Origin of the sequence: Leptospira mtsangambouensis (assembly GCF_004770475.1) — a bacterium.
Lineage (GTDB): Bacteria > Spirochaetota > Leptospiria > Leptospirales > Leptospiraceae > Leptospira_A > Leptospira_A mtsangambouensis.
On sequence record NZ_RQHK01000017.1, the window covers coordinates 1,219,263 to 1,236,686 of the forward strand.

Here is a 17,424-nt window from a genome sequence, read left to right on the forward strand (position 1 = left end):
AAACGATTGGTCCTAAAGAATAATGGATACGATGATGAATCGCCTGTCACTTTCTATTTTTCTCTACGGTATTTCCTTCTTCTTTTCTGGAAATTTGATGAGCCAATCCCTAAGAAATCATGGATGGGTCGTAGCGGGAACAACCACCAAACTTCTCATCCAAGGAAAAGAAATATTAAATGCTCGGGATGAATTTCGATTTAAGAACCCGGAAGGGATGTCTCAAATCCAGGAGATCGATTACTATCTTATGTTAGGGGAATACTATCTTCGCAAAAAAGATAAAGTGGGGATAGCCAACATTCTTTATGATTTAAGAACCAAAAAAGGGGAATACTCTTTTGCTGATTTTTTACTGACATCTCTTTGGAAACAGTCGCAAGGTGAGGAAGTTCAGGCAATCAAAGTCCTGGATACTTACATTCAAAAAGAACCCAATCTATACTTTCGTAACCTAGCCAAAAATATGCGAACCAATCTTTTCCAAACTGGGGAAGATGAAAAAAAATCCATGATCCGAATGGATTGCCAAAAGAACAAACCTTACTATTCTTTATGCCGCGTTTTTCGATTGCAGTATTACATTGACCTTCCTTCCGGGAAAGAGAAGGACATGCATAAACATTTTGTGAACATCATGCGGGTTAGTTCGCCTTTTTTTGAAGATCCCAATTTGGAATGGATTCCACTCCTTGACCGAGTGGATGAAGACCTTCCCGCCAAACTTTCCTTTCTTGGTTTTGTCAGAGAAGGAATTCATTTGCAAAAAATGATGATGGATTTGGAAAAAATCACAGATGGATCCATTAGCGAAAATTCAAACGAAAGAATGGCTTTTTTCCAAATTCTTTTGGGTGATTATCCAGCAGCGGAAGAATCACTGTTAAACTTTTTAAGATCAGCCAAAGGAAAAAAAACATCCATTCTAAATCGAGTTTATGTTAAGTTAGGTGCTCTTGCTTATTTTCAAAAAGATTATAAAAAATCTTTAGATTATTATTTAAAATTGGATTTAAACAATTGGTCGGCAGACATCCATCATCCTTTTTTGAATGAACCTATGTCTATCACCGGAGTGAAAGATTTAATTTCTGTATCTTTATACAAAGTGAGTGGATCAGAAGCTGCATTGAAAGCGCTCCAAAAAATCAAAGATCCTGAAAAATTAAGCGAAGCTGATATTTGGCCTAAACTTAGAATTTCTCAGATGTTAATGGACCAAAATCCTGAATTATCCTCTCGAATGACAGATGAAATCATCTACATGGCGCAGGAAAAAAAATGGAGGAGATTGGAATATGCAGCCACTATTTTACAAGGCTACAACCAAATTTATCGAAAGGAATTTCGTAAATCCACCATTGAACTAACAAAGAGTAGGGGAATTTTGGATGAAGAAAATGCGTTTTATGCGGCAGAGTTTCTTCGTAACTTTGGTTTTGTTTTTGCACATACTGCTTCCGGAAAAAAAGGCCCAGTGAATGGAAACATTCGTGATGGAGTTTCTGATTATCTACAAAATAATCTCTATGAAGATCTGTATTATATTCGCAACTATAGACCACTTGCTTTTTCAACGGATTTATTTTTTGAATATGCGCTTAGCCATTTGCGAGATGATGGAGACGTTTGGGGTCTTTTGGATTCTCTCTACAAATACAATTCCGTCAAGTGGACTCGGAGTTTAAAAGGAAGTCCACATTCATTGTTCCAAATTCAGTTTGTTGACAAACAATTCCAATACCTCTCGGGATTTTCAACAACGAGAGAATCAAAATTTTTTGATTCTACTTATGCCGATAGCAGAGAAACCGAAAGTCAGTTTCAAAGAAAAAACGAAGAAGAATCGGTAAGGAACTTAGAATCCGCAAAAATACCAACGGTCATTTTGTTACCGTATAAAGAAGATTTTTATCTTTTTACATTTAATCCCAAAGAATCCAAACGAAACCAATTAAGTTGGAAAGTCATCCATTCGCAAAGGCCGGACAATTCAGAAGTCATCGATTCAGTGAAAGATCTTATCAATACAAACAAAGATAACGATTCTGTACAAATTTATTTAAATGAGTCAGGTGCAAGTTTAATGCGATCTCTCAAAAAAGAAATGAGAGAAACTCAAATAGTATTTTTCTTTTCACTCTTGCCAGGTTCTGACCCTCACAAATCTCTTGGTGTATTTTCTTGGAAATGTCCACAAAACATGCGTTCTCTGGAAGGAAAAGGGATGAACCTTGTCGATACAGCCTATTTTGAAGGATCCAGAATTTTAAAAGAAAAAGAAAGGCTACACCTTTGGGATTTTCCAGCAAACACAAGTTCTATGAATCAGGTTACTAACCTTTCCTGGTCTTGTAAATCGGATTCGGGGAATGTAGAAGAGATTCCTTTTTTAAAACTATTCCGCAGAATCGACTATCGAACAGTTCCTCGTATGGTTGTGTATACGGAACGTGTCATTGGGAAATCTTGGTCAGATTATTCTTGGCACTACCAATGGTTGCATTTTTGGTTTCGTTCTGGGACAAAAAAAATTGGATACATGCCAACACTACCTGTTTTAGATTCAGGTTCTGTCTCAGGTCTAGCAGACCCATCTAAATACCGAGAAGAGGGAGTTTGGATCCAGGCAACAGTCCAATAAAAGCGACATAATCATTGTAAAATCCTTTGGACGAAATCCCTAGATCCTGTTCATTTCTGGCAAAAATGAGCCAAAATGTAGGCGACACTGGGAGATCGGTCCAAAATACTTAATTCTATTCCTCATACCAATGGACCCTGATCATAATACTTTAGTGGTGTTCGAGTTTCTATGGAAATAATCGGCATCTTTCTCATCTTCCTCCTCGTCTTTGTCAATGGTTTCTTCGTCGCTGCCGAATTTGCCATGGTTTCCATCCGGCCTTCTCGTCTTGAGGAGCTTGTCAAAGAAAACAGAGCCATGGCTCTTCTTACTAAAAAAGCCGTCTCTAAAATCGACGATATGTTGTCGGTTTGCCAAGTCGGAATCACTGTCGCAAGCCTACTTCTCGGATGGATTGGAGAAGCTTTGTTTGCTAGTGTTGTTTCTGGTTTCCTTCATATGTTCCAAATTGAATTGGATCTTGTGACCATCCATAGCATCTCGATTGGAGTTTCCTTTACTCTCATTACCCTTTTGCATGTGATTTTGGGTGAGCTTGTTCCAAAAACCTTAGCCATCCAAAACACAGAGGCCATTGCACTCGGTGTTTCCGGTCCCATGTGGTTGTTTTATTATTTGTTCTTTCCTGTAACATTTGTGATGAATCGTTTGGCAGGAGGGATTCTTACACTCTTTCGTTTGCAACGAACTGGTGACAAATATGTTCATTCAGCAGAAGAGCTCATGATCATCATTGAGGAACAAAGAAAACAAGGTCGGATTGACAATGCAGAGATGCAACTCATCCAAAAGACTTTTGATTTTTCAGAACATACTGCTAAAGATGTAATGACACATAGGCTTTCGATCATTGGGATTTCACAAGAATCAACAATTGATAAAATGCTCCCACTCATCGCCGAACATAGTTTTTCAAGATATCCCGTTTATGACCAAACCTTAGATCGAATTGTTGGGATTGTTCACGTTCAAAAATATTTAAAATGGCAAGCTGCCCATCTTTCTGCCAAAGGCAAAAAAGAAAAAACCACAGTCATTATGGAAAAAGATTTTGTGAAAGTACCAGAATCTATGTCCATCGAACGAGTGATGACAAAACTCCGTGAGAAAAAACAACACATGGCAATTGTGATTGATGAATACGGTGGAGTTTCCGGCTTACTTACGTTAGAAGATATTATCGAAGAATTTTTTGGTGAAATTCGAGATGAAACCGACACCGATGAAGTGGATGTAACCTCGAAGAACAAAAAAACTAAAGCAATCACTCTTGATGGAGAAACGGAACTTTCTAGTTTGTCTGGAATTTTGGAAGGGGAAGAACCTTCTGATATGGAAGAGGTGCGAACCATTGCAGGTTACTTTATGGAAAAGAACGAAGATATGCCCAAAGAAGGTAGCATTGTTCAAATCAAAAAAGGAAGCCTGAAAGTAAAAAAAATGGAAGGAAATAAAATCATCTCCATTCTATTTACTCCTAAATTGGAAGAAGATAACGATTCCGAATTGGAACGTGAACTTTCCTACGAGGACAGATAAATGAAAGAAATTGTGATTGCTGTCTCTGGATCCATTGCTTCTTACAAGGCTTGTGATTTGGTAAGAGGACTTACCAAACAAGGATATCCAGTTCGTGTGATCATGACTTCCAATGCCACCAAATTTGTTGGGAAAATTACATTTGAAGCACTGACGGGAAAACCAGTCCGAGTGGATGAGTTTGATACAGGTATGGCTCATATCGAAATCAAAAACATTGCCTCAGTTTTTGCTGTGGTTCCTGCTTCGGCAAATATCATTGGAAAAATGGCAAATGGGATCGCCGATGATTTAGTCACTTCAACTTACTTAGCTTGCACCTCCCCCGTGTTAGTTGCTCCTTCTATGAATCCTGGAATGTATTTACACCCTGCTGTCCAAAGAAATTTAAAAACCCTAACATCGGATGGAGTGAACATCGTCTCTCCCGATAAAGGGATTGTGGTTTGTGGGGATGAGGGATACGGCAAACTGGCTACGGTTGAATCCATTATGGAACAAATCATCAAACTCCATATAGCCAATTCATGAATCTAAAATTCAAACGAGTCATCGTCACCTCTGGACCCACTCGGGAATGGATTGATCCAGTGCGTTATATTTCCAATGCTTCTTCGGGAAAGATGGGTTATGAAATTGCCACTTCCTTTTTGAAATATCCTGTGGAAGTTGTGTATATTCATGGCAATACCTTGGAACGTTATTCCCATGTTACAGGAGCCATTCGGAACATCGAAGTAGAAACCACAATCCAATTAAGAGATGCCGTTCTATCAGAAATCACAAACGATAGTTTGCTTGTGATGGCAGCTGCGCCCGCAGACTTTCGTCCGATTATGACTGCAGAACATAAAATCAAAAAAGAAAAAACTTCGGAAGGTACGAAGGGACTTCTTCTCGAGTTAGAAGAAAATCCTGATGTGTTACAACAAGTAACTGAGTATGTCGCAGAACATAAAATTTTAAATTCTCTGCGTGTCGGATTTGCGGCCGAAACCAGAGAATTGGAGCGACATGCTAAAGACAAACTGGTTCGAAAGGGTCTTACGTTTATTGTTGGAAATTATGTTGGCTCAGGAAAAGGTTTTGGTGAAGTCGATTCTACAGTTCGTATATTTGGTGTTAGTGGTTTAGAAAAAGAAATTGGGCCACTCCCCAAAGAGAAAATTGCAGAAGAACTAGTTTCCTTTTTAGTGTCCGTTTGATTTAGATCCAAACCCAAAAGCAAAATATCCTGCAAGAAGAATCAGTCCAAAACTAACGATATAGTTCCATTTGATTTTTTCTCCCAAAAAAACTGTAGCAAAGACTATAAATACAAAAATGGTCACCACTTCTTGGATGATCTTAAGTTGAAACCCTTCAAATTTATATACGGTATATCCAATGCGGTTGGCAGGGACCATCAGTACATATTCAAAAAAAGCAATCCCCCAAGAAAACAAAATGATATAAAACATATTGTTTGACTTTGCAAATTTTAAATGGCCATACCAAGCAAAGGTCATAAAGATATTGGATAGTACGAGTAAAAAGATGGTTAACATAAAGTTCTCTTATTTGTTATTTTTAAATGAAAAATGTATAAATGATTGATTAGATATTTTGGTAACTACAAACATAAACAAAATTTTTGTTTTGTTATGTATCCGGAAATACTTCCTTAAAAATTTCAGGAAGTATTTCGCCCGATTTTCCTCCAAAATGAAGTTGCATCGAAGGAGTGAGGCTTGTGGATTCTGGATTGATTTCGATCCCAAGGGCACCATTGCGGATCGCGGTAAGAGCCAAATTTGCTGGGACAGAAACATTGGCACTGGTTCCTATCACAAACACAACATGAGTTTGTTTACTTTGTTCCCAAGCTTTTGTCAATAACCGGTTATCATAACTTTCTCCAAACCATACAATGTCCGGTCGTAATAGGGATTCACAATTTGGACAATACTTTAGGCCTGGTTGGTAAATTCCGTTTTCCCCTAAGGCAAATTTCTCTCCACATCCCGTACATCTTGCACGAAAGATATTGCCATGAATTTCAAGGAGATTTTGACTACCAGCCCTCGGGTGGAGCCCATCCACATTTTGTGTGATCAGGTTCACAGTTTTAGAATGTAATTGCCATTTTGCGATTGTTAGGTGTCCATCATTGGGTTTTGCTTCGAAACAAATATTTCTTCTGTAATCATACCAATCCCATACCACCTCAGGATGAGAGGCGAAGGCTTCTGGAGTGGCAAGTTCTTCGGCTTTGAATTTTTTCCAGTACCCACCGTCCCCTCGAAAGGTCGGAATCCCACTTTCACTGGAGATACCTGCTCCCGTCAGAAACAAAACATTCTTTGCCGAACGAATTCTATGGATGAGATCGGGAGGAAGAAGACTCATTTATGGGATCATTCTAACAAATTGGGTAAAAAATTAAATCGGAAAAAAATCTAGAAAAAGAAAACTGGTAGTCAATGGCCAATCACTGGGAAGAAGTCCAAAAAAAAATAGATTCCATTCACGAGAAACAATTGTTCCGGGAGACCAAGGTTTACCAAGGAATCGATTTTTGTTCCAACGATTATATGGGACTTGCAACTAATCCAAGTATGTTGGAGTTTTTCCAATCAAAGAGAGAGATTTATCCATTTGGATCCACCGCTTCTCGTTTAGTCCGTGGGAATCGATCTTCGATGGACCAGTTTGAATCTGAGTTTGCTCAATTTGTGGAAGGCGAAGCGGCTCTTCTGGTATCTACAGGGTTTACTGCAAATTTTGGACTCATTGATTCCATTGCCGCTCCCGACTGTTATGTGTTTAGCGACCGACTCAACCACGCTTCTATTTTAGATGGAATCCGAATTTCCGGTGCAAAGAAAAAATACTACGATCACTTGGATTTAAACCATCTACGCACTTTATTGGAAAAGGTGAATTTGGAAGATCCAGATCAAAAGAAAAAACGAATCGTTGTGACTGAAACCTTATTCAGTATGGATGGCGATTCACCCGATTTAAAAACCTTACTTGAGTTAAAGAGGGAATTTGGATTTGTTTTGGTTTTAGATGAGGCTCATGCTTTGGGGATTTATGGTCCTTCCGGGAAAGGGCTTGTGTTCCGAGATTTAACTTTATCAGAAATTAAATCCATCGATTATCGGGTGTATACTTTGGGAAAATCTTTGGGGCTTGAAGGTGGGATCATCGTTACAAAAAAGATCGGCCGTGACCATTTGGTAAATGTTATGCGATCCTTCATTTTTTCGACAGCGCCCCTACCGATGATTTCGGAACTGGCTTCGTTTGCCTTATCATTTCTTGGTTCTATGGATAAAGAAAGAGTCGATTTACTTTCCTTAGCAAATGCTCTAAAAAATTCCCTAAAACAAAATGGATTTTCCATAACGGAATCTACTTCGCATATTGTCCCTCTCCTATTAGAAACAGAGAAAGAAGCTTTGTTTTATGCAAACAGTCTACAAGAAAGAGGTTTGGATGTTCGAGCCATCCGTCCACCCACAGTTCCAACACCTAGGTTACGCATTAGTTTGAACGCCAAATTAACGTTAAATGATATTCAGGTTTTGGTAGAGGAACTCGTCCGGGTTAGAGAAAAATGGAATTCCCTCTAACCGGCTAATGTTTTTTTTGTTTCGAAATTCGTTTTTTTTAAGTTTCTTCTTCGAATTTACGGATTTTGTTTTTGATTTGTTCTGTGGTGGATTTTAAGTCACTTGATGTTAGTTTTGCCTTTGTTTCTGTTTGGTCTTTTTTCTTTTTTGTTCCATATTTGTAGATTCCAAAAAGTCCAAGAACTCCAATGGCAAACAAGGTAAAGTTGATCCAGGTACCATCAGGTTGTGCAAGAATTTTTGGTCCAAATCCATAAACAATGGAATCCACCATCCCTTGGTTTCCACTTTCCTGAAACATCACAACAATCGGGTCTTGTAACACAGAAGTTCCAAATCCATTTTCCATTTTAGAAACGATTTCTTCTTCTTTCATCCCGTCTTTGATTCGGTTTTCAATAAAGGTTTTGAGATAACTGGACGCCGCACACATGTTAAACGAACAAGATTGGATGGGGAGACTTGGCAAACAAATACAACGAATTTGTTCTGTCACTTTTAGAAAAGTTTGGATCTGCGCTTCTTCTTTGAGGTTAGTAGTTGTTTTTTGTGCTAGAAGGAAACTAGGAAATAACAAACAAAATCCAAGGAACAAAAGTTTTGATTTTGTTTTGGAATGGAACCAAACATTTGAAAAATAGGATGTATCGTTTGCCAATTGGATTTTCTTTTGATCAGAAATCTTCATTTTTATCCTACCGTTTTCTTTTTGTTTTCGCCCGCAGGTAATAATAAGAATATTCCTGATAAAAAATAGAGTAGGGAACCAATCCAAATCAGTTTGACCAGTGGGTTCACCCAAACTTCCAGGTTTGCTACAATTTGTCTTGGAAAGTTGAGGAAAAATTTTAGTTTATCCGTCTCTGAACCAGGAGTGAAATAATACTGCATAAACATCAACGGAAGATCAGGATTTTCTGATTTTAAATCCGAGGTTTCAATGGCTCCAAGTTGGATATAAAAGTCTTCTTTGGTCATGGAAAGAATGGCAGGTTCACTTGTAGGAATATGGGTTTCGAAATCACCTGTTAGGTGAGAAATTTGAGGATAAAACCTACGTTCTGTTGTTAAATCACTTAATTTGTTTGTGCCTCGAAAGATTCCGTAAGTTCCTTCTTGTGAGACAATCACGTTTTGGATGTTTGGTTCCCCACCGAGTCCAGAAATGAGAACTGGTTTTAGTTTGAGAGTGGAGGCTTCGATTTGGTACCCACCAATCATTGCTTTGTCGATGGATTGGTAAACAATCTCTTCCGATGTTGGTGGTTGCAGTTCATAAAAGAAACGAACCGAAGTATTGATTTTGAAAGCATTACCCGCATACCCAATAAAAATTAAAACGAGTGAAAAGTGTACTAAATATCCACCATACCGCCGTTTGTTTTTGAGTAGCATTCTGTATCCGGCAACAAAGATGTTTTCGTTTTTGTATTCTTCTCTTCGTGCTTTGATCCCTCGATAGTATTCTTGGATGATTCCAGAAATAGTGAATATACCGATAGTAACTGTTAATACAGAATACACTTCTGCCAAAACATCTCCATACTTACTGTCTGGTTTGGTAAAGTTTTGAGAATAAAAAAGAATGTAGAGTCCACCACCAATTACCCCTGCAATTAAAGGTTTGAAGAGAGTGGAAAAAAACACAGCTCCTGCGCCTTTTCTCCATGCCAGAAGAGGTGCTGCTCCCATCAGAAGCAAAAGAAAAATCCCTGCAGGTACTCCCCAAGAATTAAACCAAGGAGCTTTGAATTCTTTTCCATACAAAAGAGGAGAAAAGACACCGAGCAAAATAGCTGCGGTGGATAGAACAAGTAAAAAGTTGTTTAAAAGGAAACTTCCTTCTTTAGAAGTAATGGCTTCCAGATTTCTTTCAGGTGTTAGGTGCTTTCTTCGATACACAACAAAACCTGTAAAAAATAAAAAACTTGCAATGATATAAATGATAAAAGGAGTCCCAATGGTTGATTTGGAAAAACTATGTGGCCCTTCTAAGACACCCGAACGAGTGATCCAAGTTCCAAGCAAACTAAAGTGGAAAGCTAAGATCACAAGTAACATATTCCAAAACTTTAACATCCCTCTGCGTTCTTGGATGACAACAGAATGGACAAAAGCACTGGTGAGTAACCAAGGCATAAGGGATGCATTTTCAACAGGATCCCAAGCCCAGTATCCACCCCAACCTAACTCTTCATAGGCCCACTTGGATCCGAGTAAAATTCCTGTTCCAAGAAAAAACCAAGAAAACAAAGTCCATTTGCGAATGAACTTCATCCAATCTTCTGAGAGTTGTCCCGATACAAGAGCCGACATAGCAATCGCAAAAGGAATGGAGATACTCACATAACCAATGTAAAGGATGGGAGGGTGGATGATCATCGCCCAATGTTGGAGGAGGGGATTTAATCCACGACCTGCAGCCGCTTCAGGAACAAATTCACGGAAAGGTTGTGCATCGCCGTAAAAAACCGCAAGGAAAGAAAAAAATCCAGAAAGAACCGCAAGGATGAGATTCATCATCGGGATTCTATCTTCAATGGACTTACGTGTTTGCCATAAAACAATGAAAGTAAAAACGTTTAGAATTAAATTCCAAAATAATAAACTTCCCGAAGATCCTGACCAGATGGATGTCATTTTGTAAAATAGCGGTAAGTGTTCACTGGAATGCATGACCACATAATAGTTGCTATAGTCTGATCTTACAAGTTGTGTGAGTAAAACCGTAAAGGTTAAGATGATGACAAAAGGATTTGTCATGAGAGCCAAACGACCTAGTTCGATGGCTTTTCGTTCTTGTTTATAGATTCCGTAGATGGTTTGTAATGCGGAAAAAATTAAAATGGCAAGAGAGGCGGAGAGAAGGATGGTTCCTAAATTGTTCATTGTTCCTCGGCGTATCCCGCTTCATATTTGGAAGCACATTTTGCTTCTACATGAGTAGCAACAAGTACCCCGTGGTCTAATTTCCCATCCACTCGGGCTCGTGCTCCTTCTTTGAAGGCGTCAGGTAAAAGTGTAGCACCCGTAAATAAGACAGGGATGATTTGATCATTGAGTTCCAAATCGAATTTGGCTTTTTTCCCCTCGCGGACAAGACTCCCCACCCGCACAAATCCTCTGACACGTAGGTTTTGGTCTGAGTATTTGGTTTGGTTGGCTGCCAGTTCCGAAGCATCCAAAAGGAGATAGGAAGTTTCCTGTGAGGAAAAATAAGCAATCCCGCCAAGAGAGAGCCCGATGAGAAACAAAAGAGTTAAAAACTTACGATTCATAATCCATTCTTTAGACGAATTCCCGTCTTTCCTCTAGCCTCTCTGATTGCAAGTTTCGGTCAAACAAAAAGGTCTTAAAAAAACAAAGGAATTGCATCTGTTATAAAAAGGATTTGTAGCGATAAACGAAATATCCCACCCACTCCTTGACGGCAAGAGAGGTTTGGTCTAAAAAACTTGCCGACGGAATGTAAAGTTCAAAAGCACCTGAGTTCAAATTGGTGGAACGATAGTCTGTTGGATAGGGAACAAATGGAATTTTTTGTTTTTCAAAACAACCCGCAGCACGTTTCATATGGAAGGCAGAGGTGATGAGGATTGTTTTTTCTAATTTTTTTTCCTGGAGTAATTTCTTTGTTTCCACTGCATTTTCATAGGTGTTTCGAGACTGGTTTTCCCAAATTAAATCTTTTTCAGGAACCCCTAGGTCTATGAATATCTCTTTGGCAAGATCTGCTTCGCGGTAGGTATCGGCAAAAAGGAGTCCAGATCCTCCTGTAAACAAAATCTTTTTTACCTTCCCAGCTTTATAGATTCGCACAGCATCTGTTAGTCGATCTGCAGAATCCGTGAGTTCCGGTCTACCAGGGTGGGACGAGATCGTTTGGATCATTCCACCTAACACAATTGCTACATCCGATTTTGGAAGATCGGAAATTTTTACAGGTGGGTAGTCTTTTTCTAAAGTTTGGAGAAGGTAGTTGGCAACATAAGCATTGGATGTTAAGTATAAAAATAAAATGATTTGGAAGAGTCGAAACTTCCCATGTCCTGATTTAGTTTTTAGTAGTGTGAACAGGGCCAATAGGAAAAAGAAAGGAAGAGGATAGAGGAGAACCGTTGCGAGTTTGGAAAGGGTAAAAAAGATAGAATCCATTGGTAATAGGATTCGGAAACCTTCTGATTCTTACCAGTCGAATTCGGGGCCTAAGAAACCAATCCCACTCCCCCAATACTGAGACGGGTGTGGATAACGAACTGAAATTCCCAGGGGAGAGCGAGAATACTTCCAATCACGTGCAATTTGTTTTCTCTGTTGGATTTGTTCTTCCGGGATAGAGGATTCAACTTTATGTAAGTATTGTTTGGTGACTTCCACCCATTCTTTGATCGCAGCTGGATTTTGTTTTTTTAAATCTTGGATTAAAATTCTCAGTTCGAATTCCGCGTCTTCTCGGAGGTCCCGAGCAATTTCCGAGACTTCTGCATTGGCACCAAACACGGTTTCGCTTCCCTCCGTGCGGTCCACTGTATCTCGCCATTTCGCATAGGCAATCATCAGATCTTTTGTCTCATCATACCTAAACATAGTAAAAGAATGATCGTTCTTCTTTCCAAAAAACGCAATCGAAAATTCCAAACATACGAAGTTTGTTTCGGTCTAATCCTCGTGAAGTTCCTATCCTTACCTTTCCTCCTTCTTCTTTTTTTTGTTTTGTCCTGTTTTGCAGACGCTAGTGTTCGCAAATCTCACCACACAAAAAATGGATTCCAAAATCCCAACCCCAACATCCAAGCAAAAGGCCTCTCTGATCTTTTGGTTTGGCAATTCCAAAGGTTCCAGTTACAGACAAGTTTGGATCCCGCAGATTATCCTCCTTTTCCTGTGGTAGGAAATGATGGAAAGGAACTGAATGCCAACGTTTCCAAACTTTCTGTGACTTGGGTGGGGCATGCCACCACTCTCATCCAAATTGATGGAGTGAATATTCTAACAGATCCGATTTGGAGCGAAAGATGTTCTCCAGTTGGTTTTATAGGTCCAAAACGTTATACACCTCCAGGGATCAAAATTGAAGACTTACCTCCCATTGACATAGTGGTTTTATCACATAACCATTACGACCATACGGATTTACCAACCCTCAAACAAATAGAGGAAAAATTTCATCCACTTGTGCTCACTGGTCTAGGTAACAAGAAATTATTGTTAGGTGAAGGAATGAAAAATGTTAGGGAGATGGACTGGTGGGAAAAAACAAATTGGAAGGAAATCGATATTACTTTTACTCCTACCCAACACTTCAGCGGAAGAGGTCTTTTTGATCGAAATGAATCTCTCTGGGGGAGTTATCTCATTTCTGGCAAAACAGAAAAAGTCTACTTTGGAGGAGATACCGGTTATTATACCCATTTCCGAGAAGTGGCAGAACGGTTGGGAGAAATTGATGTTGCGATTTTGCCAATTGGAGCCACAGAACCACGTTGGATGATGGAGGCAGTTCATGTGGATCCAAAAGAAGCAGTCCAAGCCTTTTCCGATCTGAAAGCAAAGTATATGGTGCCAATGCACTACATGACCTTTGTTCTTTCCGATGAAAAACTAGATTCTCCTGTGCCCCGCACCAAAGAAGAGCTAAAACGATCGGGAATCTCCGAAGATCGATTGGTTCCTTTAAAAATTGGAGAATCTCGGTTTTTTTAGTTCCAAGAGGTTTCGATTTCAGGTAAGCTGTCCTAAAAAAATAGGATGGTGAGCATGTTGAAGAAGCTTCTCACAACGATAGTATTCCTAGTTTGTTTGTCTGTGACATCAGCAGGTTTATTTGCTGAGGACCCAACTCCGGTTCAAGCGCAGACAACCACTCAGGAAGAAACAGGACATTCGTCACACGGCGAATCAGTACATCAGGAACTACCGTATTGGTCGGTTTTGCCTTTTGTTGCTATATTACTTTCCATTGCAATCTTACCGGTTGCCTCTCACAAAACTTCTCATTGGTGGGAAGACAATAATAACAAATTGATCCTTGCTGTGGGACTGGGAGCCATTTCTTTTGTGGTTCTCCTTATTTATGGTTACAGCCATAATATTGTGCACACGGTTTTCTTTGATTATATCCCTTTTATCATTTTACTCGGATCTTTGTTTTATATTTCCGGTGGGATTGTGATCAAGGGAGACATTCATGCAACACCACTCAACAACACATTGTACTTGTTAATTGGTGCGGGCCTTGCTTCCTTTATTGGAACCACAGGGGCTTCTATGTTACTCATTCGTCCTTTGTTGAAAACAAATAGCGAAAGAAAACATGTGGTTCACACAGTTGTGTTTTTTATCTTCCTTGTTTCTAACATTGGTGGGTCTTTAACACCGCTTGGTGATCCTCCACTATTCCTTGGGTATTTGAAAGGAGTTCCTTTCACATGGACATTCAAACTATTACCTGAGATGTTATTTGCTACGGTGATCTTACTTGCTGTTTATTTTGTTTGGGACACTCTCGCTTACAAAAAAGAAACCAAAAAGGATATTAAAAAAGACGATAAACTCGCCACTCCTTTTTCTATTGGTGGGCAAGTAAACTTTATCTGGTTACTTGGTGTGATTTTGGCGGTTGCTTTTTTAAACAGTAACTACATCCAACAAATCAACGAAACACCTACACTTGGATTTATCCGTGAAGCAGTTTTACTGGTTCTCATTGGTCTTTCTAAGTTTACTTCCAAAGAAGAAAATCGTAAGTTTAACAACTTTACCCTTCATCCAATCCAAGAAGTGGCCTACCTTTTCATCGGGATTTTTATTACGATGATTCCAGCCCTTGTGTTATTGGAAGCACATGGTAAGGAATTGGGAATCACTGAGAACTGGCAGTTTTTCTGGGCAACAGGGGCTTTCTCTTCTGTCTTAGACAATGCGCCAACTTACCTCACCTTTGGATCGTTAGCTTCTGGTCTTCTCACTCCAGCGGGTGCTGTAGCTCCACTCACTCTGGGTCAGTTCATTGGAAATGTCCAAGCCGAAGAAATTCTAAAAGCCATTTCGGTGGGTGCTGTGTTTATGGGTGCGAATACTTATATTGGTAATGCTCCAAACTTTATGGTGAAATCTGTTGCCGAAGAAAACAAAGTAAAGATGCCATCCTTTGGTGGATATTTAGCATACTCTATGGGAATTTTAGTTCCTGTGTTTATCCTAATTACTTTTGTGTTTTTTGTTTAAGATCTAAAATGGACCGGGGAATGTTCCCCGGTTTTCTCCTCAAATCATCCTTCTTCGAAATTAAGTTTCACTAAAAACGTTCATCCCCCGAATTCAAGTTTTACACTGATCCCTTTCATCATCGGAAGTGATTTCATTATCTAACCATGTTTCGATTCTCTGCGATAGAAAGAATGTGCTTAGGGAATTGTTTGCTGTGATTTTAAGAGAGAGAGAGAGAAGAAGTCTGGACTGTAAAATCCAGACATAAAAAGGAAGGGAAGGTTTGGGATGAGGTTACGTTTTCTCTTGTAATGATTCCAATTTGTTCAGTCCAAATCCAAGAACCAGTCCAAACACTAGGGCTGCGAGTGGGATTTGTGTTTCACCAAAATCATTAGGTAATACATTCTTTGCTGTGGCAATTTGAATGTCTCGTTTCACTTCACCCGATCTACCCACAATTGCCTGACCATGTGCATAGTCTTTGAAAGGCCAAAGGATAAAGAAAGATCCGAGGATGAGTCCAAGTAAAAAGGTCATTGTATGGGATTTGTATTTTACAAATAACCATTTTACAAAATGAGTAAAAATCAAAAGCCCCAGTAAACATCCAATTCCAAAGGCTCCCAGGAAAACAATCGAACTTGGTTCGAGAATGGTAGAAAGTTTTCCAATCACAATCTGGTATTCACCTAACACGAGCATGATGTAAGATCCAGAGATTCCTGGTAAAATCATCGCAGAAATAGCAATGGCTCCAGTCAGAAAAGCAATTAAAGGATTTTCAGAACCAGTGGTATCTCCCATAAAAAAACTTGGGACAATGGTAAGAAGGATTCCTGGAATGAGGAATAACCATACAACTAAACTATGTTTTTCGATCAGTTTGTAAGGGACTGCTAAAGAAGGAAAAATCAGTCCAATAAAAAGTGCTAGTGTTGCTTGCGGGTGGTTTTGGAGTAAAAACTGGATGAGTTTGGCTCCAGAGATCACCGATAACAATAAACCAATTCCCAAAAACACAAGGAACCAAAAATCAATCCGTTTCATTTCCAAAGCAAAACGTTTTCTTACATCTTCTTTCCAGAACCCGAATACCAAAGCTAACGATGCTTTGATGGTATCTAAATTTAGAGAAGTGATGGCTGTGATGAGCCTATCATAAAGCCCGAGGATGAGTGCAAAAGTCCCTCCGGAAACACCAGGAATGAGGTTGGCAATCCCGATGAGAAAGCCATTGAGAAGGCAGAATAAAATTTCTTTTTTCGATAGAGGCATAAAGGAAAGGATGGGAGTCCAAAGACTTTATGCAAGGTTTTTTCTAGGAACAAAAAACCAAAGGATTCCATAACTAACGACAGAATATAAAAAAACGATGAAAAGGATAATGATGTTTGGAACCAAATAGGTTTTTAAGACAAAATGAATACAAACAACCGAAAGATTTAAAATGGAAAAAATACAGAGAGATCCAATTTTTCCTAACTTAGTTTCAGTGATCCTTTGGTAGAGATGTTCTCTATGCGCAGAGAACAAATGTTTCTTTTGGAAAAATCGTTTGATTAGAATAAAAACCCCATCCAACCAAAAGTAAGGAAACAAATAAAAATAATCAGTGGCATCCCAAACGGGTGCATTTGGTTTTCCCCACTTCCCAACAAACAAAGGTAAGGCCATTACAAAAAAACCTAAGGCCAACGATCCACTATCTCCCATAAAAAGTTTGGCTCTTGGAAAATTATAGAAGATAAATCCAAACATAGAAACTAACAAAATTGTATAAAAATGATAACCAGGATTTCCGATTCCATAAAACTGAGGGGCGATTGTTACTAAAGAAAAGAAGGAGAAAGAGAGTGTGGTGACTAAATACCAATCCATTCCATCCATAAAGTTTACGAGATTCACTGCAAAGACTATAAAGATGGTAAGAACGATCACTTGCACTGGTTTGGGAATCGTCATCATTCCAAAATAAGTGACTTCTGGGTTTGTCCAAATCAAAAACACGGCCACTGCACCAAGTTCCAGAAACAAACGAAGTTTGGGACTGAGATGATACAAATCATCAATGAATCCTAAAATACAAAAGACGAATACACCAGATAACAAAAGATAGATGTCAAATGTTTGCGATAAGTTCTCTTTTTGGGAAAGTAAATCTCCTGCATTTGGGTAAAAAAGGAGGAAGAGGGATGTGAGAAGGAAAACCGGAATAAAAAACATCCCGCCCGATTTTTTTGTGACCACCTCGTGGAGGCTACGTTCGTTTGGCACATCTTTGACCCCAAAGCGGGAATAAACATAGAATGTATGCAAAATCAGGCTGAGAATCGCAAGAATGCCAATCGTAAGTGGTAAAAAAGAGACCATTTTCGCAAAGTTTATCGGTACGGGGTCTTTTGGCAG

At 39.2% G+C, this 17,424-nt stretch carries 16 protein-coding genes; 7 read left to right on the forward strand and 9 right to left on the reverse strand.

What is annotated here, in order from left to right:
- Positions 1-34: 34 nt before the first annotated feature.
- From EHR01_RS18245 to EHR01_RS18260, 4 genes are all read left to right on the forward strand, one after another.
- On the forward strand, positions 35-2,644 hold the full coding sequence (locus EHR01_RS18245) for a tetratricopeptide repeat protein (protein WP_135697008.1): 2,610 nt from the start codon (positions 35-37) through the stop codon (positions 2,642-2,644).
- 171 nt (positions 2,645-2,815) lie between these two features.
- Positions 2,816-4,186 (forward strand): hemolysin family protein, encoded by a 1,371-nt coding sequence (locus tag EHR01_RS18250; RefSeq protein WP_135697010.1) that lies wholly within the window; start codon positions 2,816-2,818, stop codon positions 4,184-4,186.
- Complete coding sequence (locus tag EHR01_RS18255; RefSeq protein ID WP_135697012.1) at positions 4,187-4,717, forward strand: phosphopantothenoylcysteine decarboxylase; 531 nt, start codon at positions 4,187-4,189, stop codon at positions 4,715-4,717.
- On the forward strand, positions 4,714-5,391 hold the full coding sequence (locus tag EHR01_RS18260; RefSeq protein ID WP_135697014.1) for a phosphopantothenoylcysteine decarboxylase domain-containing protein: 678 nt from the start codon (positions 4,714-4,716) through the stop codon (positions 5,389-5,391). The genes EHR01_RS18255 and EHR01_RS18260 overlap by 4 nt, the downstream gene beginning before the upstream one ends.
- Here EHR01_RS18260 and EHR01_RS18265 read toward each other — a convergent pair.
- The gene (locus EHR01_RS18265) at positions 5,377-5,733 is read right to left on the reverse strand and encodes a DMT family protein (RefSeq protein ID WP_135697016.1); all 357 of its coding nucleotides are present in this window, start codon (positions 5,731-5,733) and stop codon (positions 5,377-5,379) included. The genes EHR01_RS18260 and EHR01_RS18265 overlap by 15 nt on opposite strands.
- Before the next feature lie 94 nt (positions 5,734-5,827).
- Positions 5,828-6,574: an SIR2 family NAD-dependent protein deacylase gene (locus tag EHR01_RS18270; protein WP_135697018.1), complete on the reverse strand. Its 747-nt coding sequence runs from the start codon at positions 6,572-6,574 to the stop codon at positions 5,828-5,830.
- A gap of 74 nt (positions 6,575-6,648) precedes the next feature.
- Between EHR01_RS18270 and EHR01_RS18275 the strand changes: the two genes are divergently transcribed.
- On the forward strand, positions 6,649-7,806 hold the full coding sequence (locus tag EHR01_RS18275; protein WP_135697020.1) for an aminotransferase class I/II-fold pyridoxal phosphate-dependent enzyme: 1,158 nt from the start codon (positions 6,649-6,651) through the stop codon (positions 7,804-7,806).
- Positions 7,807-7,843: 37 nt separating this feature from the next.
- Here EHR01_RS18275 and EHR01_RS18280 read toward each other — a convergent pair whose 3' ends face one another.
- The 5 genes from EHR01_RS18280 to EHR01_RS18300 all read right to left on the reverse strand — a co-directional run bounded on the left by EHR01_RS18280 (position 7,844) and on the right by EHR01_RS18300 (position 12,393).
- Positions 7,844-8,494: a cytochrome c-type biogenesis protein CcmH gene (locus tag EHR01_RS18280; RefSeq protein ID WP_135697022.1), complete on the reverse strand. Its 651-nt coding sequence runs from the start codon at positions 8,492-8,494 to the stop codon at positions 7,844-7,846.
- Positions 8,495-8,496: 2 nt separating this feature from the next.
- Positions 8,497-10,695, reverse strand: coding sequence for a heme lyase CcmF/NrfE family subunit (locus EHR01_RS18285; RefSeq protein ID WP_135697025.1), 2,199 nt, complete (start codon positions 10,693-10,695; stop codon positions 8,497-8,499).
- A complete protein-coding gene (locus EHR01_RS18290) occupies positions 10,692-11,084 on the reverse strand; it encodes a cytochrome c maturation protein CcmE domain-containing protein (RefSeq protein WP_004786637.1) in 393 nt (130 codons plus the stop codon). Before EHR01_RS18290 ends, EHR01_RS18285 begins: the two co-directional genes overlap by 4 nt.
- A gap of 100 nt (positions 11,085-11,184) precedes the next feature.
- A complete protein-coding gene (locus EHR01_RS18295) occupies positions 11,185-11,961 on the reverse strand; it encodes a YdcF family protein (RefSeq protein WP_135697027.1) in 777 nt (258 codons plus the stop codon).
- Between the two features lie 30 nt (positions 11,962-11,991).
- Positions 11,992-12,393, reverse strand: a complete 402-nt coding sequence (locus tag EHR01_RS18300) for a hypothetical protein (RefSeq protein WP_135697030.1) — start codon at positions 12,391-12,393, stop codon at positions 11,992-11,994.
- A gap of 9 nt (positions 12,394-12,402) precedes the next feature.
- Here EHR01_RS18300 and EHR01_RS18305 point away from each other — a divergent pair, with 9 nt between their 5' ends.
- Positions 12,403-13,509, forward strand: a complete 1,107-nt coding sequence (locus EHR01_RS18305) for an MBL fold metallo-hydrolase (RefSeq protein ID WP_244310183.1) — start codon at positions 12,403-12,405, stop codon at positions 13,507-13,509.
- 54 nt (positions 13,510-13,563) lie between these two features.
- Positions 13,564-15,033, forward strand: coding sequence for a sodium:proton antiporter (locus tag EHR01_RS18310; protein WP_135697032.1), 1,470 nt, complete (start codon positions 13,564-13,566; stop codon positions 15,031-15,033).
- Positions 15,034-15,309: 276 nt separating this feature from the next.
- Here EHR01_RS18310 and EHR01_RS18315 read toward each other — a convergent pair whose 3' ends face one another.
- Both EHR01_RS18315 and EHR01_RS18320 read right to left on the reverse strand, forming a co-directional pair.
- Positions 15,310-16,293 (reverse strand): DUF368 domain-containing protein, encoded by a 984-nt coding sequence (locus tag EHR01_RS18315; RefSeq protein ID WP_135697034.1) that lies wholly within the window; start codon positions 16,291-16,293, stop codon positions 15,310-15,312.
- Positions 16,294-16,320: 27 nt separating this feature from the next.
- On the reverse strand, positions 16,321-17,388 hold the full coding sequence (locus EHR01_RS18320; RefSeq protein ID WP_135697036.1) for an MraY family glycosyltransferase: 1,068 nt from the start codon (positions 17,386-17,388) through the stop codon (positions 16,321-16,323).
- Positions 17,389-17,424 lie beyond the last annotated feature (36 nt).